Source organism: Denitrificimonas caeni (assembly GCF_905120345.1).
Lineage (GTDB): Bacteria > Pseudomonadota > Gammaproteobacteria > Pseudomonadales > Pseudomonadaceae > Denitrificimonas > Denitrificimonas caeni_A.
Genome location: NZ_CAJHOA010000001.1, coordinates 607,376 through 630,438 on the forward strand (window position 1 = coordinate 607,376; position 23,063 = coordinate 630,438).

16 protein-coding genes are annotated in these 23,063 nt (G+C 47.5%); 11 read left to right on the top strand and 5 right to left on the bottom strand.

Annotation, left to right across the window (positions count from 1 at the left end):
- Positions 1–4: 4 nt before the first annotated feature.
- Positions 5–856, bottom strand: coding sequence for a formyltetrahydrofolate deformylase (gene purU / locus JYJ62_RS02805; RefSeq protein ID WP_205340654.1), 852 nt, complete (start codon positions 854–856; stop codon positions 5–7).
- A 517-nt stretch (positions 857–1,373) separates the two neighbouring features.
- Between purU and mvaT the strand changes: the two genes are divergently transcribed.
- Positions 1,374–1,742, top strand: coding sequence for a histone-like nucleoid-structuring protein MvaT (gene mvaT / locus JYJ62_RS02810; RefSeq protein WP_205340655.1), 369 nt, complete (start codon positions 1,374–1,376; stop codon positions 1,740–1,742).
- Positions 1,743–1,848: 106 nt separating this feature from the next.
- Here the strand turns inward: mvaT and sbcB are convergent, their stop codons facing one another.
- The gene (gene sbcB / locus JYJ62_RS02815) at positions 1,849–3,273 is read right to left on the bottom strand and encodes an exodeoxyribonuclease I (RefSeq protein WP_205340656.1); all 1,425 of its coding nucleotides are present in this window, start codon (positions 3,271–3,273) and stop codon (positions 1,849–1,851) included.
- A 265-nt stretch (positions 3,274–3,538) separates the two neighbouring features.
- Between sbcB and JYJ62_RS02820 the strand changes: the two genes are divergently transcribed.
- The 8 genes from JYJ62_RS02820 to pyk all read left to right on the top strand — a co-directional run bounded on the left by JYJ62_RS02820 (position 3,539) and on the right by pyk (position 13,016).
- The gene (locus tag JYJ62_RS02820) at positions 3,539–4,261 is read left to right on the top strand and encodes an RDD family protein (RefSeq protein WP_205340657.1); all 723 of its coding nucleotides are present in this window, start codon (positions 3,539–3,541) and stop codon (positions 4,259–4,261) included.
- Positions 4,258–5,235 carry a stage II sporulation protein M gene (locus tag JYJ62_RS02825; protein WP_205340658.1) on the top strand — a complete coding sequence of 326 codons (978 nt, stop codon included), beginning with the start codon at positions 4,258–4,260 and terminating at the stop codon, positions 5,233–5,235. Before JYJ62_RS02820 ends, JYJ62_RS02825 begins: the two co-directional genes overlap by 4 nt.
- A complete protein-coding gene (locus JYJ62_RS02830; RefSeq protein WP_205340659.1) occupies positions 5,225–6,754 on the top strand; it encodes a DUF4129 domain-containing protein in 1,530 nt (509 codons plus the stop codon). Before JYJ62_RS02825 ends, JYJ62_RS02830 begins: the two co-directional genes overlap by 11 nt.
- Positions 6,751–7,932 (top strand): DUF4350 domain-containing protein, encoded by a 1,182-nt coding sequence (locus JYJ62_RS02835; protein ID WP_205340660.1) that lies wholly within the window; start codon positions 6,751–6,753, stop codon positions 7,930–7,932. The genes JYJ62_RS02830 and JYJ62_RS02835 overlap by 4 nt, the downstream gene beginning before the upstream one ends.
- Positions 7,929–9,038, top strand: coding sequence for an AAA family ATPase (locus JYJ62_RS02840; protein WP_205340661.1), 1,110 nt, complete (start codon positions 7,929–7,931; stop codon positions 9,036–9,038). Before JYJ62_RS02835 ends, JYJ62_RS02840 begins: the two co-directional genes overlap by 4 nt.
- Complete coding sequence (locus tag JYJ62_RS02845) at positions 9,035–10,369, top strand: DUF58 domain-containing protein (protein ID WP_332461631.1); 1,335 nt, start codon at positions 9,035–9,037, stop codon at positions 10,367–10,369. The genes JYJ62_RS02840 and JYJ62_RS02845 overlap by 4 nt, the downstream gene beginning before the upstream one ends.
- Before the next feature lie 194 nt (positions 10,370–10,563).
- Positions 10,564–11,481, top strand: a complete 918-nt coding sequence (locus tag JYJ62_RS02850; protein WP_205340662.1) for a universal stress protein — start codon at positions 10,564–10,566, stop codon at positions 11,479–11,481.
- A gap of 86 nt (positions 11,482–11,567) precedes the next feature.
- A complete protein-coding gene (gene pyk / locus JYJ62_RS02855; RefSeq protein ID WP_205340663.1) occupies positions 11,568–13,016 on the top strand; it encodes a pyruvate kinase in 1,449 nt (482 codons plus the stop codon).
- Between the two features lie 62 nt (positions 13,017–13,078).
- On the opposite strand, the gene pdxB is transcribed toward pyk, so the two are convergent.
- Positions 13,079–14,209: a 4-phosphoerythronate dehydrogenase PdxB gene (gene pdxB, locus JYJ62_RS02860; protein ID WP_205340664.1), complete on the bottom strand. Its 1,131-nt coding sequence runs from the start codon at positions 14,207–14,209 to the stop codon at positions 13,079–13,081.
- Positions 14,210–14,413: 204 nt separating this feature from the next.
- Here pdxB and JYJ62_RS02865 point away from each other — a divergent pair, with 204 nt between their 5' ends.
- Complete coding sequence (locus JYJ62_RS02865) at positions 14,414–15,787, top strand: MATE family efflux transporter (RefSeq protein ID WP_205340665.1); 1,374 nt, start codon at positions 14,414–14,416, stop codon at positions 15,785–15,787.
- 529 nt (positions 15,788–16,316) lie between these two features.
- On the opposite strand, the gene JYJ62_RS02870 is transcribed toward JYJ62_RS02865, so the two are convergent.
- Complete coding sequence (locus JYJ62_RS02870; RefSeq protein ID WP_205340666.1) at positions 16,317–21,227, bottom strand: alpha-2-macroglobulin family protein; 4,911 nt, start codon at positions 21,225–21,227, stop codon at positions 16,317–16,319.
- Positions 21,228–21,636: 409 nt separating this feature from the next.
- On the opposite strand from JYJ62_RS02870, the gene JYJ62_RS02875 reads away from it, so the two are divergent.
- Positions 21,637–22,092 (top strand): PAS domain S-box protein, encoded by a 456-nt coding sequence (locus JYJ62_RS02875; RefSeq protein WP_205340667.1) that lies wholly within the window; start codon positions 21,637–21,639, stop codon positions 22,090–22,092.
- Here the strand turns inward: JYJ62_RS02875 and JYJ62_RS02880 are convergent.
- A complete protein-coding gene (locus JYJ62_RS02880) occupies positions 22,087–22,956 on the bottom strand; it encodes a MerR family transcriptional regulator (protein WP_205340668.1) in 870 nt (289 codons plus the stop codon). The genes JYJ62_RS02875 and JYJ62_RS02880 overlap by 6 nt on opposite strands.
- Positions 22,957–23,063 lie beyond the last annotated feature (107 nt).

Below are 23,063 nucleotides of genomic sequence, written 5' to 3' on the forward strand. Positions count from 1 at the left end.
AGCCTTAATCAAAGACTACTGTTTTATTATCATGGATCATCACTCGATCTTGCAGGTGATAGCGTAAGCCTCGCGCCAGCGCCATTTTCTCAACATCTTTACCGTTACGCACCATATCTTCAATGCTATCGCGATGACTCACACGCACCACATCTTGCTCAATAATAGGCCCTGCATCTAAATCTTGAGTGACATAATGACAGGTCGCACCAATCAGTTTGACACCACGCAAAGCGGCCTGATGGTAGGGCTTTGCACCAATAAAGGACGGTAAAAAACTATGATGAATATTAATGACGCGTCCATAGTACTTTTCACATAAATCCGGTGGCAGAATCTGCATATAACGCGCTAACACCACGCAGTCTGCTTGATGCTCATCAATCAAACGACTCACTTCAGCAAAGGCGGGCTCTTTATCTGCAGGATCCACAGGTACATGATAAAAAGGAATACCATGCCACTCGACCATACTGCGTAAGTCATCGTGGTTAGCTATCACGCAAGGAATTTCGCAATCCAACTCATTACGGTGCCAGCGGTGTAACAAATCCGCCAAGCAATGTGACTCACGACTGGCCATCAATACCACGCGTTTTTTCACATCTGAATCGGTCACCTGCCAAGTCATCGCAAATTCATTGGCAATTGGCGTAAACGCTTGTTTAAAACCGTCTAAATCGAAAGGTAGCGACTCTGCACGAATTTCGTGACGCATAAAAAACCAACCGCTCTGCACATCTGAGTGATGGCTCGCCTGATGGATCCAGCCATTGTAGGTCGCTAGAAAGTTACTGACTTTGGCGACAATACCCACGCGGTCAGGGCAAGCAATAATAAGGCGAAACGTGCGCATGCAAAACTCCAAAGAAATAAGGTTTTATCAAGAAAAACAATACCCGTCATTCTACCGCTCTCAGACGCTTGAGTCAGCAAAGCAATGCCCTTGCACAGCACTCTGCAGACCCTTAGCACCTATCACAAAGTATTAACTCACAGTCTAAAGCATACTTTATACGTTTATGCATTCTATTTATATTGCTTGGCTTTATATAAAACAATCAACAAACAGCATTCAAAAACTTAAAATCAACCTATATGTAGCCAATAAAAATATACACTACACATGTCAAACAAGCTTTATAGATCTATTTACCTCTACTTTTACATTAAACTTTTATTTGTAATAGATATTCTTTACTTAATGATGGAATACGCTGTATCATAGTTACATTATTAAGGGGTCTCAAAAAAGCTTTGCACAACACTTGAGACACTGGAGTTCTATAGAGATTCACTAGCCTACTAGTGATTACGGACACACTCGACAATCCTTAATTTACAAATAAACATTCACTTATAGGATTTTCTAAATGTCATTGATTAATGAATTTCGCGAAACAAAAGAGCGCATCAAAGAACTTGAAGAGCGTTTAGCTAATTTAAAACAAGATAGCAAACTGCAAAAAGAACTTGAGTTTGAAGAGAAATTACGCGCACTGATGGCTGAGTACAATAAATCATTGCGTGATATCACCTTGATCATCGATCCTCAAGCAACACGTAGCGCAGCGCGTAGCACTACAACGCGTACACGTAGCCCACGCAAAACCAAACAGTACAACAACCCGCATACCGGCGACGTGATTGAAACTAAAGGTGGCAATCACAAAACTCTAAAAGAGTGGAAAGCTAAGTGGGGCGGCGACACTGTTGAGTCTTGGGTTACTTTACTTGACTAAGTATTGCTACAACTAAGTCGGTTGCCTTGCATCTGGACTGACACTTACGCCCTGCTTGCAGGGCGTTTTTATTTGTACCAACTTAATTATTAGTCATCTGCACTAGCTACAACTGATAACGCTGCTGCAATGCCTGCACATGCTGATACCAGCCTTGCACTGCAGGGCTGTCTTGTTGCTCTTGACTCAACTGTGCATAAGCAGTGAAATAATCCGCAATAGTCAACGGTGCCCCACCCTGTTCACCGCTTAAACGTGTACGACAAAACTGCGTCCACTGCTCTAACTCACTCAGGCTTAATGTCTGCGGATAGTTACGCCCGCGGTAGCGAAATAATAACTCTGGCAAACGCGCATCATCAAAAGGCCAACGCTCAGCTTGCAACTGTTCGGGCACCGTTTGGCGTAAGGTCTCGCACATTTTCCGATCACGCGGCCCTAAAAAAGCACCATAGAGTTGCTGCTCAGGATCTTGCTCAGCAAACTCACGCTGATCCGTATAAACAATGCTTAGCTTATCTTGCCATTGCTCGCTGCATTCTTTAAGTAATTGATAGTTCGCCTGCCAACGTGAGTGATCAAAAGCTAAACGCTGATTATCTTCTTCACGCAACACTGATAACGGCGCCACCACAGGACTTTTATTAATATGAATAAGTTTTAGCGGTACCGGTAACTGGCCTTCTGCCAAATCATCATAACGGGTATAAAGTCGTGCTTTAAGCGCCTCAGCATCTAAGTCCAGTAGAGGTGTAACATCGGCATGCAAGTCACAAACAATCAACGCATTACGATTAGTCGGATGCCATGCCAACGGCAAGACTGGGGCTAAACAGTGCCGCTCAACTGGAAACATACCTGAGATGTGTAAAATAGGCTGCATTAAACGAATACGCTCTTGCACAGTATTCTTACGTCGCAACGCATATAAATAGTCAAACAACTTAGGTTGTCGCTCCCGCACTAAACGCGCCACGGCAATGGTTGCACGCACATCAGCCAAAGCATCGTGCGCTTGGCCATGGACAATCTGATTGGCGGCGGTAAAATTTTCTAATTTAAAGCTGACACGCCCATCCTGCTCCGGCCAATTAATACCTTCCGGTCGTAATGCCCAAGTACAACGCAATACATCAATTAAATCCCAGCGGCTGTTCCCCCCTTGCCATTCGCGCGCATAAGGGTCATAAAAATTGCGATACAACGTGGCGCGAGTCATTTCATCATCAAAACGCAAACTATTAAAGCCTGCGGTACAGGTATTTGGACGGATCAACTGCTGATGCAACTGCTCAATAAAATCAACTTCTAACAACCCTTGTTGCTGCAAAATCTCAGGCCCGATACCAGTAATCAGGCTGGCCATAGGGTGCGGTAAAATATCCTCAGATAACTGGCAATAGATATTCAGCGGCTCTTCAATCTCTTCAAGCTGCTCATTGGTACGAATACCGGCGACTTGCATAGGTCGATCACTGTGTGCTTGGATACCTGTAGTTTCAAAGTCATACCAAAAAATACTGGCTGTCACTGGGTTAACTCCTTTACTGCTCGATCTTCATTTAAAAGCATCTCAGCAGCCTATACGTTTAGCTCATCTGTGTGGCAGAGCGGCCATTGAACAATGACTGTTTACACAGAGGTATGAAGCATCAGCGCTCTATTATGCAGCAGCACTGTGCAACTCAATTGCTATTTACTATAGACATTAAACAATATAATGCTCAGTAAGTTTCTTATTTCAAATAACCCCTCCTATACTCAGGTTATATTCACTTCTGCTGGTTGGTTTATTTTTGAACAATTACTCTTGCACTCACAACTCAGCCGAAATCTTACCTTTAGATACCGTTGTGTATTTGGAAACGCCCGAAGGTATTTACCTAGCATTGCGTCCAGCCGGCTTACCGGTGCGCGTATTAGCATTTGCGATTGATCTGCTGCTGCGTGCGGCCTTATTAGCGTTTGCCGGTGCGGCTTGGCTCTATCTTGGGAAGTTTGGTTTAGGCTTAGCATCGATTAGCGCGTTTTTACTGCTGTGGGGTTATATGGTGCTATTTGAAGTCCTCAATCAGGGCCGCTCGCCAGGCAAACAAATCATGGGGCTGCAAGTCATCTATAGCGATGGCACACCGATTGATTGGTCCGGCTCACTGATTCGTAATCTACTGAGGGTTATTGACTTACTGCCCTTCGCTTACTGTATCGGTATTCTCTGCTTGCTAAACAGCGCTCGCTTTCAAAGGCTTGGTGATCTAGCCGCAGGCACTCTAGTGATCTATGAAGCACGACCCACGCAGCGAAAATCATTACCAGAGGTTACGGCGTCTCCCTCGGCGCGCACATTAACGCGCAACGAGCAACACGCTCTACTTAACTTTGCCGAGCGTCAGCAACAGTTACCCAAGCGGCGCAGTGAAGAGCTAGCTGCAATTATTGCCCCTGCTTTACATATTGAACCGGCTCAGGCAGTCAGCGGTCTTTACGCTATCGCTCGCAGTATCTTGGGGCTGCGATGAAACAGGCTCATTTTGAAACATTGCAACACAGCACATGGCAAACCTTTGCAAAAAAAGTGCAGGCTTTAGATAAAGGCCATGCACAGGTTGAACATATCCAAAGCTTTGCTCAAGACTATCGACGTATTTGTCAGCATTTAGCACTGGCCAAACAACGGGGTTACAGCGAAGCGTTAATTGAAGATCTACAACAATTGGTATGGCAAGGTCATCAGCAATTTTATCGTCATAAAAGCCCAGCGTTAGAGCGTTTGTTGTCCTTTATTATTGTTGATTTCCCTAGCACTATGCGCCAGCAATGGCGCTGTATAGCGGTATCAGCTGTCTTATTTTTTGGTAGTTTTGCGCTAATGGCGGTATTAACTAGACTGTTCCCAAATTTAATTTACCACCTGATCAGTCCTGCACAAGTGGCACATATCGAAAGCATGTATGATCCAGCACAGCGTCTGCTTGGTCCTATTAGCTTACGCAATCACCAAGATGACTGGGTTATGTTTGGTTTCTATATTATCAATAATATTGGTATTGCCTTTCAAACCTTTGCCAGCGGTTTAGTCTTTGGTTTAGGCAGTGCCTTTTTTCTGTTATTTAATGGTTTACATATCGGCGCTATAGCCGGCCACTTAACCCGTATAGGTTACGGTGAAACCTTTTGGCCTTTTGTGCTAGGTCATGGCGCCCTTGAGCTCACGGCGGTGGTGATGGCAGGCGCAGCAGGATTAAAACTGGGGGCAGCATTGATTGCACCAGGCGCCTTCAGCCGAGTGGCCGCGTTACGTGCAGCATCAACAGTGAGCATCACGTTGATGGGTGGTGCGATTATCTTCTTATTATTAGCCGCCTTTATTGAGGCCTACTGGTCTTCAAGCAACAGTATTGCCGTTGCTATTAAGATCTCAGTCGGTTGTGGTCTATGGTTATTAGTGCTGATCTATTTGCTATTTTCCGGACGAATCCGCCATGCACCTTAATCAAGTGCAAGTGCTGCTACGTCCACGTAACTCATGGGAAGCGATGGACCTGGGTATCCTCCTCGCTCGTCGGCATGCCGGATTATTGATGGCAACATGGGCAGCAATAACCTTACCGTTCTTTGTGTTACTGACCCTACTTTTTTGGCAACAACCCACTTTACCCGCATTAATCATCTGGTGGCTTAAACCTGCTTTTGAACGTCTACCACTGCATATTTTATCCAAGGCACTGTTTGCCAACACACCCCGCTTTACTGACAGCATCAAAGCGTGGCCAACACTGCTTAAACTGCAACTACTGGCCAGTTTGACTTGGCGCAGACTCAGTCTGAGACGCAGCTTCACTTTACCTATCCAGCAATTTGAGGGGCTAGCGGGTGCTGCGCGTCAGCAGCGTGTGCTCACTTTGACCCATAAATATAAGCAAGTACCAACTTGGCTGACCATTCTCGGCATTCATATTGAGATGGCTCTATGGCTGGGCATGGTAGTTTTACTCTACCTATTAATCCCCGCACAATTGCAGGCCGACTGGAGCTGGTCAAGCCTGTTGACGGTTAGCCACAGTGAATGGCTATGGTTCGAGCACTTGAGTAACCTTCTCTATGTTTTAGTATTAATTGTTTGGGAGCCTGTGTATGTCGCCTGTGGTTTCACCCTCTACCTTAATCGTCGTATCGAATTAGAGGCATGGGATATCGAACTGGCTTTTCAAGGTTTAGCACAGCGTTTAAAAAACAGCCCTCTGCTAATCGTCTTTGCCTTACTCTGTCTCTTTCCCTATAGCGACACAGCTTTAGCACAGTCCGCCGAAACCGAAGTTATCAGTAGCGCCAGTGAAGAATTGGATACTAATGGTCCACGTTTACTCAAACAACTGCTCAATAGCGAACAAGCACAACAAAGCATCAAGCAGATCTTAGATGCACCACCGTTTAAAACCTACAAAATTACCAAGAGCTGGCATTTTAATGATCCCAGCAGCACTGAATATACGTCACCAAACTGGCTTAATCAGCTACTTAAGCAGCTATCGTTTACCATACAAAGCCTCCTCTGGCTGCTACTACTGGTAATCAGTGTCATCATGCTTTGGCACTATCGGCAATGGTTACGCGCTTTTGCTCAACAGCGACAACCACGACAGCAATATAATCCTGCGCCCAAGCAAAGGGTATTAGGGCTTGAAGTCAGTAGCGATAGCCTACCCGATGATCTCGTTGCTAGCGCACACACACTTTGGTCTGATAATCCGCGCGCCGCTTTAAGCCTGCTCTACCGCGGCTTACTTAACCACTTGTTAGAAGTTCAAGCTTTGCCTTTAAGCACCGCACATACTGAAGACGAAGTGCTGGCGATGAGCCAAAATCTACCAAAACCACTGCAATGCTACAGTCAACAACTTACTGTGCATTGGAAAAACTTAGCTTGGGGACAACAGACACTCAATCATGCTGAGTTTGTGCAACTTTGCACAGACTGGCAGCAGCTGCAAAGTCAGGAAGCAAAGCCATGAAACGCTTGTATCTGACGCTTATAACTCTGCTGCCTCTTATTGCTCTAGGGATTTGGCTCAGCCAACAGACAACGCTAGAGAGTCAGCGCATCGAACTTGGCGCGAGCCCTGCAGCGCGCACTAACAACTACTTAGCCATGGAGTATTTCTTACGTGAGCAAAATATCGTTACTGAAGTATTACCCAGCTTAACGGGCTTACCCCTGCCAACCTCTGAGCAGCAAACCCTAATTATCCTCAGTCACGATGCGCAACTGATTAACAAACAACACACACAGCTCTTGGACTGGGTGGCGCACGGTGGTCATTTAGTGCTGTCGGCCCAGCATGAAGCACTGGTCAACACTCATCAGTCATTACTGAGTCATCTCGGCATTAAGAAATATAGGGTTGCAGAACTGGATGATCTCGAACGACGCCAAGAGAGAAAAGTAAGCACAGTACCTGCCACAACAGAAACCCTCCTTGAAAGCGCACAACTGACCCGTTTATACCTAGAAAATGAACAGTCGCCCGCTTATCTAGCTTTTAATACTCAGTACCACCTCGAAGATACGGATAATCGCGCCTATGCTTGGGCGAATAGCCAAGTCGCCACGCACATGCTGCAATTGAGTTATGGTCAAGGCTTAGTTACCGTTCTGAATGATTTTAATCTATGGCAAAACAGCCATATCGGCCAATACGATCATGCTTGGCTGTTGTGGTACCTCAGTCAAGACAGTCAAGTCAGATTATTTAACCCACCGTCACAGCAAGGTTTTTTCAAACTACTTTGGCACTACTATGCTGTCGCGTGCATGCTATTGCTGGTCTTATTATTACTCGGCGCTTGGCATGCTGCACCACGCTTTGCTCCCATACAATCAGCCACATGCACACCACGGCGTCAACTCATCGAGCATATACAGGCTGGAGTACTGTTTAATTTACGTTATAAAGGCCAACGCAGTTTGCTGCTTTCTTTACAAAAAGATATTAAGCAGCGCGCACAACAACGCTTTCCTGGCTTTTCCAGCCTAGCCGTTGCTGAACAATGGCAAGTATTACGACAACTGAGTCGACAGCCTGTTTCGTTAATCTCGCACAGCATGCGCCCGCCAGCGACAAAAAAACTATCTGCACAGTCCTTCACCCAACATGTAGCCAACCTCCAACAATTAAGGAACGCATTATGAGTCAAAGCCCTGCTGATCTTGAGTTAAGTCTTGACCCATCGGCAACTCACCATCCTGAGCCTGTAAACACAGGTGCTGCACAAAGCAATACCACTGACACCCAGATCGCTGACCATGCACCCAGCCTAACCACTCATAAAATAGAGCAACAACGCGCCCAAGCCAGCCGTTTAATGCAAGCACTGCGTGATGAGTTGGAAAAAGCTCTAATCGGTCAAACCGCAGTCATTGAAGGTGTACTCTGCACCTTCATCGCCGCAGGACATGTCCTCATCGAAGGTGTACCTGGGCTCGGTAAAACTTTATTAGTGCGAGCATTAGCACAATGTTTTAGTGGCCAATTTAATCGGATTCAATTTACCCCTGACTTAATGCCCAGCGATGTCACCGGTCATGCCATCTATGACTTAGCCAGCGAGCAATTTAAATTACGCAAAGGGCCGGCGTTTACTCATCTTTTACTCGCTGATGAAATCAATCGTGCCCCCGCCAAAACTCAAGCGGCCTTACTGGAAGTCATGCAAGAACGTAGCATCACCCTCGAAGGCCGCTCTTTACTGGTACCGCAACCCTTTATGGTGCTCGCTACACAAAACCCTATCGAGCAAGAAGGCACCTACCCCTTGCCTGAAGCTGAGTTGGATCGCTTTATGGTGAAACTGCACATCGATTACCCACAAGAACAAGAAGAACAACGTTTAGTGCGTGCGGTGACTCGCTCAGCGCAAGCCGATATGCTAGAAAACACCGCATTACGGGTTCTATTACAACCACGTGATATGCAGGCCATACAGAAAATTGCCAGTGCGTTGCCGGTGGATGATCAGGTTTTAAATTATGCCGTCAGTTTAGTGCGCAGCACTCGGCAATGGCCCGGTCTAAGCAGTGGCGCTGGCCCCCGCGCTTCGATTGATTTAATTCGCTATGCGCGAGCGCATGCCTTACTGCAAGGTCATACATTTGTCAGCCCAGATGATGTGAAACGCTCAGCACTGAATATCTTACGTCATCGCGTACATCTCAGCGTAGAACTCGCGATTGAAGGCTTACAGGTTGAGCAGGTTTTACAACAACTGCTTAATCAAGTGCCCGCGCCACGTCTATGATGATTAAGCCATCACGTGCGGCGCTGCTCAGCATCATTAGTTTACTACTGCTAGCCATTGCTTTCGGCTCATTACACGCACTCGATGTTGCTGTGCCAACATCGCTGGATACCATGCTTATTACCCTAGTATTGAGTTTTACCGTGTTAACGTTATGGGATGCTTGGTGCGCTTTTCAACAACCGTTAGCCACTTGTCAAAGAGTCCTCACGCAGACCTTATCTTTAGGTCAACACAGCGAAGTCACGCTCAACTTCAGTCACAGCTACCGGCGTTCACTCTGCCTCGAGTACGTTGATCATCTGCCAGATAGTTTTCAACTTGAGTCCCGCCCCAATAAAGTCAAGCTACAACCCGGTCATAGTAGCCACATTCGCTATCGCATCAAACCACTACAGCGTGGCAATTTTGTTATTACTGGCTGCGCTGTGCGTATCCCCAGCCCTTTAGGTTTATGGTCTGTACAATATTTTTTAGCTGAGGTCAGTCACGTACGTGTCTACCCTGATTTTAATCGTATCCAAAGTGGACAACTGCAAGCCAGCACACACTGGCTCAGTCAGTTTGGCGTACAGCAACAACAACGTCGCGGTAGTGGTCTGGAGTTTCAGCAACTGCGTGAATTTCGTAGCGATGACAGTATTAAGCATATCGACTGGAAAGCCAGCGCACGTAAACGCACGTTAATCAGTCGTGAGTACCAAGATGAACGCGATCAGCAGGTTATTTTTTTACTTGATTGTGGCCGTAATATGCGCAGCCAAGATGGTGTGCTCAGTCACTTAGACCATGCTCTCAATGCCTGCCTATTATTAGCTTACAACGCCTTGCGCCAAGGCGATGCGGTTGGACTGCAAACCTTTGCTGGTCCCAAGCGTGTGATTGCCCCTGCTAAAGGCCCAGCGCAGATGTCGACACTGCTGAATCGTCTTTATGATATTCAAGCCAGCCAAGACAGCGCTGACTTTATCGCCATGGCCCAGCAACTGCTGCTCACACAAAAACGCCGCGCCTTAGTCATTGTGATTAGCTCGCTTAAAGAAGAGACCGACACTGATTTAATTCTAGCGATGCAGCAACTTAAAAAACATCACCGTACACTCCTAGTAAGCCTGCGCGAAGAGGTCTTGGATCAACTGCGTGAACAACCGGTGCAGACCTACGCGCAAGCACTTTTATACTGCGGAGGAATCGACTCGCTGCAGGGGCGTTATAACAGTCAGCTAAAACTGACCCAACAAGGGCTTGATCTATTAGATGTACGTCCCAGTCAGTTGACGACACAACTACTCAGTCAATATATGGCCATCAAGAAATCAGGACACTATTAAAAACGCTTTAGCAGGTCGTGCTGACTGCTCGTGATACCGCAGCAGCCACTGCCGTAAACACGAATAAAAACAGCTATACTTGATGGTAAGAGTTTATATAAATCATCGGTTAGGCTAGTCTTAAACGATCTAAGTCGCTTTATTTCAATACACATAAAAACAGTTGTATACCTATTTTATTAAGGAGCTTTATCATGGAATTGAATCAACTTTTAGTGGTTATTGACCCCACTTCAAATGACTCGCAACCATCGCTTGAGCGCGCAGCATGGGTTGCTCAACGCGCCAACTCCGCGATTGAATTGTTACTCTGCGAATACAATTCCGTGCTGGATGGTGGTTATTTTTTTGATGGCCCTGCACAACAAAAAGCTCGTGATTCACTTATCAAAAACCGAACGAAATGGCTCAATACCATTGCTCAGCCTTTGCGCGCTGCAGGTTTGAATGTCACCGTAGAAGTGCGTTGGGGTAAACCTTTATACAGCATGATTTTACAGCGCATTGATGAGCTTAAGCCTGATCTCGTACTACGCGATGCCACTACTCATAGCCTGTTTCAGCGCTTGTTTTTCAACAACACCTCTTGGCAGTTGATTCGTCAATGCCCAGTACCTTTATGGTTGGTACGCGATGGCGAATGGAAAGGTCAACGTATTTGCGCAGCGGTTGATCCCATTCATAGCTCCGACACCACGGCAGTGCTGGACCATCTACTGATCAATGCTACAGGTTATTTAGCGCAAACCCTGGGCATGCAAGCCGATTATATGCACAGCTATGCGCCACTGCCACGAACCATGATCTTCGATGCAGAATTGGTTGCAGCTTATGATAATTATGTTGAGCGTAGTGCTAAGCAACATCGCGAAGCGTTTGAAAAACTGATGGTAAACTACCCTATCGAAAAAGCCAATCGTCACTTATTAGAAGGTTTCCCAGAGGAAAGCATCCCAGACTTTGTTAAAGAACGCGGCATCGATTTACTGGTTATGGGGGCGATCTCTCGCAGCAACCTAGAAAACGCTCTGATTGGTAACACTGCCGAACGCATTTTAGAAGCAGTACAAACTGATTTACTAGTGATTAAACCAACCCGTCCACAAGAATAAAGCACACCGACGCCTACTATAACTGTCACAGTGTTGTAGTAGGTTTATTGTAAGGTCTTTTATTCTTACATTACAGGAGCCACAGCATGTCTTTACGTCGCACTAAAATTGTTGCCACAATTGGCCCAGCCAGCAGCTCGCCTGAGGTTATTGAACAGCTTATTCTGGCGGGTATGGATGTTGCTCGCTTAAATTTCTCCCACGGCAACGCCGATGAGCATCGTGCTCGTGCACTGCTGATTCGTGACATTGCCACGCGTCTGAACCACCATGTTGCGTTACTGGGTGACTTACAAGGCCCAAAAATCCGTATTGCACGGTTTACCGATAAAAAAATTGAATTAAAGAACGGTGATCCTTTTTGTTTTTCAATTACCCATCCGCGCGAAGCAGGCAATCAAGAAGTAGTTTGCATTGATTACCCAGACTTAGTTACGGACTGTAAAGTTGGCGATGAATTATTGTTAGATGATGGTCGTGTGGTAATGCAGGTGGAACGCGTCACGGCCGACGCATTGCATTGTCGGGTACTGATTGGTGGACCATTATCCGACCACAAAGGTATTAATCGACGTGGCGGTGGTTTAACTGCGCCAGCGCTGACTGAAAAAGATAAACAAGATATCCGCTTAGCCGCCGAGTTAGATTTGGATTATTTAGCAGTATCTTTCCCTCGTGATGCAGCCGACATGCACCTGGCGCGACGCTTGTGTCAAGAGGCTGGTTGTGATGCGTGGTTAGTCGCTAAAATTGAACGTGCCGAAGCGGTAATGAACGATGATGCTTTAGATGGCTTAATCAGCGCCAGCGACGCGGTGATGGTTGCTCGTGGTGATTTAGCGGTGGAAATTGGTGATGCGGAACTGGTCGGCATTCAAAAGAAAATTATTGCTGCAGCACGTAAACAAAATAAAGCGGTGATCACTGCAACGCAAATGATGGAGTCGATGATTCACAGCCCGATGCCAACTCGTGCAGAAGTCTCAGATGTCGCCAACGCTGCCTTGGATTACACCGATGCGGTGATGCTCTCAGCAGAAACGGCCGCGGGTGAATACCCAGTGCAAGCAGTCGCCGCCATGGCTCGTGTCTGTTTAGGTGCGGAAAAAAATCCGATCATGCGCCGTTCAAACCATCGCATTGGTCAGCAATTTGAACGCTGGGATGAAAGTATCGCCTTGGCGGCGATGTACACCGCCAATCACTTTCCTGGAATTAAAGCCATTATTGCTTTGACAGAAAGTGGTTATACGCCGCTGGTGATGTCACGCATTCGTTCATCTATGCCCATCTATGCTTTTGCTCCATCACGCCAAACACAAGCACGTGTGGCTTTATTTAGAGGGGTGTACACCGTACCCTTTGATCCAAGCCAACACCCAGGCTCGGTCAGCAAATCGGCCGTTGAAGAACTGGTTAAGCGGGGCATTGTCGAAGAAGGCGATTGGGTGATCTTAACTAAAGGTGACAGCTACCATATGATTGGCGGCACCAATACTATGAAGCTGCTGCATGTTGGCCATATCATTTCTTAAGCATACTGTTACTCAAGCATCACAGCTAAGCTAGACCACCCTGTGATGTTTGAGTACACCCTCTATATAACAATCCCCAGGGCCATAATCATCTGCCGTAAATCATCGTGCGGCTGACTGACTTGCACCTGTAAGTCAGGTATTTCACGACGTACGGGATAGTTTTTACGCACCTGATCAAAACCAGCGCGGCGCGCATCAGCATCACCCTGCAAACTTAAACGAAACGCGGCATCATCACTGCGCGGATCATAGACCGCACGGCATAATACGCGTAGCGCATCCGCCACCGGGGTATGTGCGGCTAACTGCATCGACAATAATGTCTGCGCTGGAAATTCAATCGTGGCCTTAGCAGGTACGGCAAAATTCTGACAAAAAGCTTGATAAATTTGTTCGGTACCGCGAATTTTACCGTCCAGGCTATAACCGCCAATATGCGCGGTGGCGATGTCACAATGCTGTGCTAACTCGACATCCACCAGTGGCTCGCCTTCCCAGACATCCAAAACTGCACGTACGTCTGAGCGCTGTGCTAAAAACTGTTTTAACGCCTGATTATCCAGTACGGCACCACGGCTCGCATTGATCAGCCAACTGCCAACGGTCAACCTCTGCAACTGCTCTGCACCGATTAAATGCTGAGTTGGCCAATCGCCCAGTGCGGTTAAAGGCGTATGTAAACTGACGACATCGCAACGCTCTAGCAGAGTGGCCAAATCAACATAATCACCGCCCTCACGTTGCTGACGTGGCGGATCGCAAACCAATACCTGCCATCCCAAACCTCGTAGCACTTGCACTAAACGGCTACCCACTTGTCCGGCCCCAACCACGCCATAACAACGTTGCGCAAGACTCACGCCGTCACGCTCCGCTAACGTGAGCAAAGCACCCAGCACATAATCCACCACACCACGCGCATTGCAGCCCGGAGCACTGGCCCAGCCAATACCCTGCGCGGCAAGGTAATCCAAATCTAAATGGTCAGTACCGATGGTACAAGTGCCGACAAATTTAACCTGCGACCCCGCTAATAAGGTTTGATCAACCTGGGTGACCGAGCGCACCAATAGCACCTCAGCATCCGCTAATACGGCACGATCTAAACTGCGTCCGGCGACACGACGTAGTTCACCGTGTTGCTCAAACACCTCAAGCATAGGAATATTTTCATCAGCCAGTATGCGCACCTGTAAGCCCTCTTTAATCTTGTACTAAAAATCTCTCACGCCGCTGTACAGCGGTAAATGATAGCTACCTAACGATCGTCGCAGCATAGTAAACTATACGCGCTGTCAGCGTGTTTAACACCAGCGGCTCTAACACCTCTTCCTTTGTCTCCCGCACTGCGCAGCAAATCTTGCTGTATAGGCTTTATTTCTAGGCTGTTTTGTATGTCCATTACTTATCGTTATCAACGTGTCATGACCGAATGGCGTGCTCTACTTAAACTTGCCGTGCCGATTATTATTGGTCAGCTGGCCAATACCGCTATGGGTTTTGTCGATACCGTCATGGCGGGTCGCGTCAGCCCGAACGATCTGGCTGCGGTAGCGCTGGGCAACTCGGTATGGGTGCCGATTTTCTTGTTAATGAGTGGAATCTTGCTGGCCACCACCGCCAAAGTGTCACATGCTTTTGGTCGCGGTGCCGAGTTAGAAATGGGGTTCTTAGTCCGTCAAGCCTTATGGTTGGGCTTTGCTCTAGGCTGCGGTCTTGGCATCCTCTTATGGAATGCACAGCCATTAATGGAGTTAATGGGCGTTGATCCAATTCTGATTAAACCAGCCATGGGCTATTTACGTGCGGTTGCTTGCGGTTTTCCTGCGGTAGGGGTGTATCTGGTATTTCGTTGTTATAGCGATGCATTGGGTTTGACTCGCCCGAGCATGGTGATCGGCATTTTAGGACTACTGCTCAACATTCCGCTTAACTACATCTTTATTAATGGTCATCTAGGTCTGCCTGCTATGGGCGGCGTCGGCTGTGGTTGGGCGACAGGCCTGGTCATGATATTTATGATGATCGCTATGTTTTTTTGGGTCCGCTGGGCACCCTATTATAAATCCAGTCAAATTTTTGCGCGTTTTCAATGGCCGCAATGGCCTGCACAAAAAGGCCTATTATCGCTAGGTTTACCAATTGGTGTATCAATTTTTGCTGAAGCCAGTTTGTTTTCAGTGATTGCCCTGCTGATTGGCGGTCTCGGTGCTAATGTGGTCGCGGGACATCAAATTGCCCTTAATTTTAGCTCGTTAGTTTTTATGATCCCTTACTCTCTGGCGATGGCGACGACGGTACGGGTCGGCCAAGCCTTGGGCTCTAAGCGTCCACGCGATGCACGCTTTTCTGCCGGTGTGGCCATGGCCACTGGTCTGATCTGTGCCTGTGCGTCAGCCAGCTATATGTTTTTATTACGTGAGCATATTGCCCGTATTTACACCACTGATGCTGCCGTACTTGCAGTTGCTACTTCATTAATTATTTATTCAGCAATTTTTCAGTTTTCCGATGCGATTCAAGTCACCGCCGCGGGTGCTTTGCGTGGTTATCAAGATACTCGTATCACTATGCTCATCACCTTATTCTCTTACTGGGGCGTAGGTTTGCCGGTCGGCTATCTGTTAGGTCTCAGTGATAAATTTGGCATTGCACAAGGCCCTGCAGGCTTATGGCAAGGACTTATTGTTGGTTTGAGTTGCGCCGCTGTCATGCTTGGTATACGTCTACATAAAATTGCACGTAGACATAATCTTACTGCGGTCTAACTGGGACTGCAGGGTTCAAATAGAACCACCGACCCTCGCTCGCCGAACAGTGCATAACGGGATTGAATGTAAGGATGAATTAAATTCCGTTAGCGTAAAGAAAAAACCATCAAAGTACTCTAATAGGCTCTGTTAAACACCTGCCAAGCTCTCCAAGCATCGCGCAAAGCTATAGTGCATGCGGCTTTGCAAAAACAATCCACAAAGACTGTGGATAACTCTGTGTATAACATGCTTATAGATGCTGTTAATGACCACGGTACGGGGCTTTGCTACAAACTGATGATTTTTTCACCAAATTTATAAATCCTTTAAAATCAAAGACTTACAAAGTCAAGAGATAAATAACTTAGCATCCTAAGCAGCTCTAATCGATTTAAACAAAACACCTGTATGAATGTGTACAACTTATTTACGGCTAACAAAAATGCAATAAATATCAAGAGCCTATACAGACTTTTTTCAAAGTATTTTACTGGCTTTTGGGTTGACAAAGCCCTGTACAGCAGTCAACCCAAAGGCAACTCAATTAGCGCGGCTTAATCAGTAAGGTTTCAGCACTGCGGCTTAGCGCTTGCCAATCCGGACGATACATCGATGCCACCTGTGCCGGCGGTAGTCGATAACGCCCTGGGGTCACCGCGCGTGCCAAATAAAGCAGATGCCTCACCTGCCCTTCAGGAATTGATAGCGCAGCCACATAACGGTCATCACGGTATTCCTGGTGAGCAATATCGGCATTTTGCATCGCCTCCTGCCAATCACGTAACGCTGTACTGGCATGACTTAAACTGGCAGAGCTTTGCGCTAAGTTTTGATTTTCCAGCTCTAACCCAGCAGGTAACAAATCCACCAATAAAGCATCCGGGACTGTTTGCGTAGCGCGCACCGCTAAGTGCACCACGACTAAATCGCCACTGCGTAACTCATTTAGGTTTAATGCTTCACCTTGCGGATCAAAATACTGTCGCTCAATACTCAGCACCTGCCCACCCGCCATAGGGGCTTGACTGGGGTAGCCTGACAGCTGTAACCGTTGATAGAGATCGCGCTCATTAGATGTCGTCAGCGTCAGACCCGCTTGCAACTGCTGCGCCGTTAATAACAGCTGACTATTAGCGCCTGACAAATCAATACGCTGTGCGTCTGTTTGCAACTGTGCTTGCCAGTCCGTATCGGCTTTGCTCAATTGCGCGCGCGCCGCCATAAACAAGGCATTACGTTCTTGCGTCGACAAGCCTGTGCGCCTATTTAAACTATCGGCCAAGTCAAACATGCGTTGCGTTTGCTCTGCCGGCGCTAAATCATACTCTTGCAGCAACGCTAAAATCTGCGCTTGATCACGCAGTTCGCTGCCGAAGTCAGCCATATACAGCTCATCACTGCGCTGCACATGCAATCCAGCATACAGAGCTTGTTGAGCTTTCGGCGCATCACCCATCCACTGCAAGGCTAAAGCTAAGTGCAGTAACGGCAAACCAGAACGTGCATCCTGGCGACGCTCAAACAAACTACGTAAGGCACCGAGTGGTGCATTTTTATCGCGCGCTAAAACAAAGCCAGCATAAGCCTGCACAGCAAAGCGCGTACTCTCTGGTGCCTGGCTATAATCACTATCAATTAAGTAGCCTTCTTGCAGATAACGCAATAAACGCTCTTGTGCTGATTTTAATGCGGCTGTCGGTACCGCAAAACCTTGCTGGCGAGCACGCAGTAAGAAGTCCGTGACATAGACTGTTGCCCAATATTCTTCAGTACCTTCTGCGCTCCACATAGCAAAACTGCCATTGTAACGCTGCATCGCTAACAAACGCTCAATGCCCAACTCAATCTGCTGACGGCGCTGTTCAGGTGTATCGGTACTGATCTTCAGCCCATCCAACTGCGCATCGCTGATATACAACGCAGCCATTAAACCACTGGTCGTTTGCTCGGAGCAGCCATAAGGGTACGCATCTAAAGCTCGCAGGTGTTCAGTGATATTCAATGGTGGACGACTAGAGACACTGAGCACGGCCTCAAGACCACTGGCTTGATAACCGGCCAACGCTTCTGGTGGTAATCGCCACGATTGGTTGGCATTAATCGCCGCTTGATAACTACGACTTTCTGCTGGGTAAGCCGGACGTACACCAATACGCCAGTCACGCTTGAGCGCGGCCAAGTCTTCATTAGGCAACTGCATACCCTGCACGTCTAAATGCACTTGGCCCTGCCCATAACCTGCAAGAGCCGTGACTGGTACTTCAAGAATTTTGCGCTGCTTGGCGGCCAGCTCAACCTTTAAACTGCGTGACGCTGGTGCAATGGATAACAATCCGCTACTGCTCAGTTGCACTGAAACACTTTGTGCCTGCTCAGTTAGGTTATGTAGATCCAACGCCACTTGGCTATGATCGCCACCGGCTAAAAAGCGTGGCGCAGACAATTCTGCAACCAAAGGTGCGGCCACCTCAAGCGGCTGCTCAGCCATGCCAAATTGGTTATCATTCCACACTTGTGCGGTTAAACGTAAACGACCATTAAAGTCTGGAATATCTAGAGTAATTTCGGCTTCCCCTTGCGCATCGAGAGTTACCGGCATGCTTTGTAAAGCCACAATATTGACATGAGTTTGGGGTCGCTGACCGCCGCCGGCCAAAGCCGCATCACCACCAAATAACATCCGTGCTAAACGCCCATTACCCGCCTCAATCAATTGCCCGTACACATCAAACTGATCGACGCTATAGCCTTTACGAGCAAAGAATCCAGCAAAAGGATCAGGTGCTGCAAACTCAGTAATATTTAAAATACCTACATCCACCGCTGATAGCATCACCTGCGTCGAGCGTGTGAGTGCTTGTCCATCGACGCTCTGAGCTTTGACTTTAACCGTCAAAGGCTGTCCTGGGCGCATCTGTTCTGGCGCGTGTAAACTCAGCGCCAGTTGTCGGTCTTTGCGCTGCAACGGTAAGTGCAATAAGCCGACCGCGCGCTTGGGGGTGATTTGCGCTTGGCGCTCACCCGGACGCACCACTAAGGCACTGATATATAAGTCATGGCGCAACCAATCATCGGCCAGTGGAATCTCAATGCTAGTGCCCTCAGCGGGCACATTGAGCGGCTGCCACCACAACGGGCCATCCGCCGATTCCACCAATAGATAACCACTACCAGCGGCTGGAGCATTAATCGTTACTCGCGCTGTATCACCATTGCGATAAGCAGGCTTATCCAACGCCAACTTGACCTGATCAGGACGTACCGCACCACCTAAGGCATTATCTTGCTCAGCATAACCGGCCCAAAAACCTAAACTGCTAAGCAACCCGGTACTGGGGTCTTCCACCTCAAGACGGTACGGACCCCACAGCACAGGGACACTCACCGTTGCAGTATGACCAGACTCAATCGCGACTGTTTGTTCACTCACCGTAATTAGCTTTTTATTGTAGTGATGACTCCAGCCCGAATTCTCAGAATAATTCCAATAATAATCGCGGCGCTCACGGATCAAACGCACCTTGAGTTGTTCGGCAGCGAGTTTGTCCCCTTGTGGATTGCTTAAAACAATTTCAAATTCTGGTTGGCTGTCGGCATCCACTTCCTCACCTTGGAAAACGCCGCGAATACCCGGCAATTGACTTGCAGGCCAAACCGCTTGCAGGACACGACGGGTTACCGGACGACCAGCAGACTCTAAAATACTGGCCTGCACAATTAAATTCAACGGCGATTTGCTTTGCGACCATTGACTGTCGAGCTGAATCTGCACATGACCTTGTTCATCCAACAACAATTCATCCAGATCAATATCTTGATGAATTGGCTCGTCACTCACGGCACCAAACTGGAAGCCTGGTAAGGCGCTAACCGCATCACGTAAAGGACGAATATACAGCTGCCCAGTAACCCGGTTGCCCGCTGCCGGTGCGCCATATAAATAACGTCCTTCGACCGCCACATTGAGCGCATCTTGCGGTTTAAGTGGTGTAGCACTGGCTTGTAAATCTAAAGCGAGGCGCTCAGGTAAAAAATCCTCAACGAGAATGTCATAGACCTGCTTGATGCCACCGCCTAAATCAAACAACAACTGCCAGCGTCCGGTCGGGGCATTGGCCCCAATCGGCAGCTGATACTGATACAAACCTTGCTCATCCGCCTGCCAAACAAATTGACGGCTGACCTGTTGGTCGGGTCGACGGACTTCAACCTGAATCGGTTGCACCTCTACCTTCTGTCCATCAGCATCGCGCAATAGACCATTGAGTAAGATAGTTTCACCCGGACGGTATAAGTCGCGCGGACCAAAGACAAAAAACTGCAAGGCTTGTCCTGGCGGTCCGGCAATCGCAAACTCAGCCAAATCTAAACTGGCAGTGTTTAAACGTATAAAACTGGTTTGCTGACCATGCTGAGCGACCAAGACATCAGCTTTATCGGTAATTGGCAGCTGAGCATGACCTTGTTTATCGGTTTTACCCGATGCCAACAGCTGACCTTTTTTATCTAAAATCTGCAGATCAATGGCTTCTAGGGCTAAGCCATTGGATAAGGCTTGGGTAAATACATCCAGTTGTTGACGAAAACGGTGTGCTGAAACGGCAATATCACTGATGGAAAATACTGTCGCGGGCTGTGTGTAATTATAGGTACCGGCCTCACGCATCACCGCTAAATAGACACCGGCTTCATTTAAGGCTTTGATGGGTTTGATTGGCAGCTGCAAAGTTTCACGCGTATTAAGTGCGGGACTGAGTTCGAAGCGCGCACTGTGAACTAAATCAGCTAAGGGTAAAAGCTCACGAGCTTGCCAGGTTTCTAAGCTTGAGTTACGCCCCCATTGCGTTAAAAACTCTGGCAAAGCACTGTTTTTAATACGAAAAAACTCAACATCAACATGCTCAACATTGAGCGCCAGCACCGGTAAGCCTTGGCTAAACTCAGCCGGCAGCAAAGAGCCACGACTGGCGAAGCCCACTGAAGGCTGTAAGTCGCGAGTTTCAATTTTCGTGCTGTAGTCTTTACCTAACTGCGCCTGAGTGATCGCCGTCAAACCGGCATCAACACTAACAATTAAGCTACGCTTGGGTGGAATATGGCGCATGCGCAGTTCAAGTAAATCAGCACTCAGCTCCCACGCACCGTCGAGTTTGCCACTTTTGCTATCAACAATATGCACCATCTGGGCAAAGTTTTGTTCAGCTTGCAGAGGAACAGAAAACGTTAAGCTGATGACACTGGCACCCTCTTGCTCCACCTCCGAGGCATCAACGACCTGTAGCGGCTGATCCTGATAACGGGTGGCCAGTAACGCAGGATCAATGACCGGCGTTTTGCTACTGACAACACTTTCACTGAGCGGGGCCGGCGTCACTACGTCAAGCGGCGGCTCACCTGAATCACAGGCCGTCAGCATTAAACACAATAGCGTACCGATAAGTCCTTTGCGCCACATACGTTGCTCCAGCATAATATTGATTATCAGCGCATACTATAAACGACAGAACAACTCAGCGACCATGTACAGAGTCGATAGAGTGTAAAAAATCATCTCATTGGTCGTACAGTTATACACACTGTCTGTGGATAACTCTGTGCATATTCTGTTCGAGAATCGTGCAAGCGCTGTCAGAATCATAGCCAGCAACGCTTGAGCGTTTTTTAACCATCTTTGAAAAAGCTGTTAATTCAATCACTTACAAAGCTATAGCGACGCACAAAAAACAGTATTTGCTGCTTGTTGCAAGATTTTTAAGTAGCATTAAATTGTGTACAAGTATTTTTCACCGCGCATCGACTGCAACTTCTTATTGAAACAGTGATGCAGCTTGCTAGAATGCGGCAACGATCTGATAAGGCATCCCATGAAACGATTTAATTTACGCCATGAAATTTTATTGCAGCTGGTCGAGTCTGCTCAAGACGGTATCGTTGTTGCAGAGAAAGAAGGCGACGACACCATCCTAGTTTACGTCAATCCAGCGTTTGAGCGATTAACCGGCTATAGCGCGGATGAAATCCTATATCAAGACTGCCGTTTTTTGCAGGGTGAAGAGACTAATCTAGATGCGGTGACAGTTATCCGTCATGCCATTAATGATCAAGCGCCGGTACGCACCGTACTGAAAAACTACCGTAAAGATGGTTCAGTATTTTGGAACGAGCTAAGCGTCACGCCTTTCTATGATGAAGTAGAGCAAATTACCTACTACATCGGTATTCAAAAAGATGTTACGACGCAAGTTGAGCTGGCTTTAGAACTGGACGTTGCACGCGAAACTATCCAACAGTTGACAGAACAGCTCGCCACTCAATCATAAATTTAGTGGGGCAAACCACTGCGAACATACCCGCAGTTCGCAGTTGACACTGGGTGGCTGCAACTCAGCCAACGCGTCACTGCCAAATACCCAAGTACGCAGCGCAGCGTACTTTTTGAAGCTCGCAGTCCACTGTGTCGTAGCTGTTACACTATCATCAATAAATAACACCGCTTGGATTGCAAACGGTCTAGCCGCATCCAGCAAAGGTTCAAGTGTCATCGATTGATCAAACTCAAGCGGCTGATAGCCTTGTTCAAAGCAAAACAATGCCACTAGCTTTGCTAAGTACTCCGGTGTTTGTGCTGCTTTTTGAATAACAATACGTTTGCTAGGTAAAACTTGCTGGCTATACAAAGCATGTAAACGTACCTGTAAGCGGCGAGTCAGAGTGCTACGCCAAAATGCTAAAGCGACATCATGATTTTTTTGCTGCTGCAATTGCTGCTCAATATCAGCCAACAGTGCGCGCATAGGATTAAGACTGTAATCCGCGAATAAACGATCTAACTGGCGTTCCAACACCTGTACTTGCAACTGGCTTGCAGCCAAGCGAATTTTCTCAAGCAGTTGGCTACTATCATTCTCCGAAACTAAGGCCGACACCTGTGCGGCACGCGGTGGTGACTCACTGATCACCGCCTTAATACGACTGATCGGCACACCTTCCGCCATCAAGCGTAACGTTTCGTGAAGGAAATCAATATGCTCTTGACTGTAAAGGCGGTGTCCTGACTCGGTACGTACCGGTTCAATCAATTGGTAGCGGCGCTCCCAAGCGCGCAGAGTAATAGGGTTTACCCCAGTCAACCGAGCCACTTCGCGGATGGGGTACAGTGCGTTTTGGTCGATTGCATCACTCATGGGACATCATTCTCAATAAGGTTTTTTAATAGTAAATCATATACATAACATATGCAGCAGCCAACAATTGTATCGTTCAGCTGTAATCTTGGCGATGTTTTAGCCGT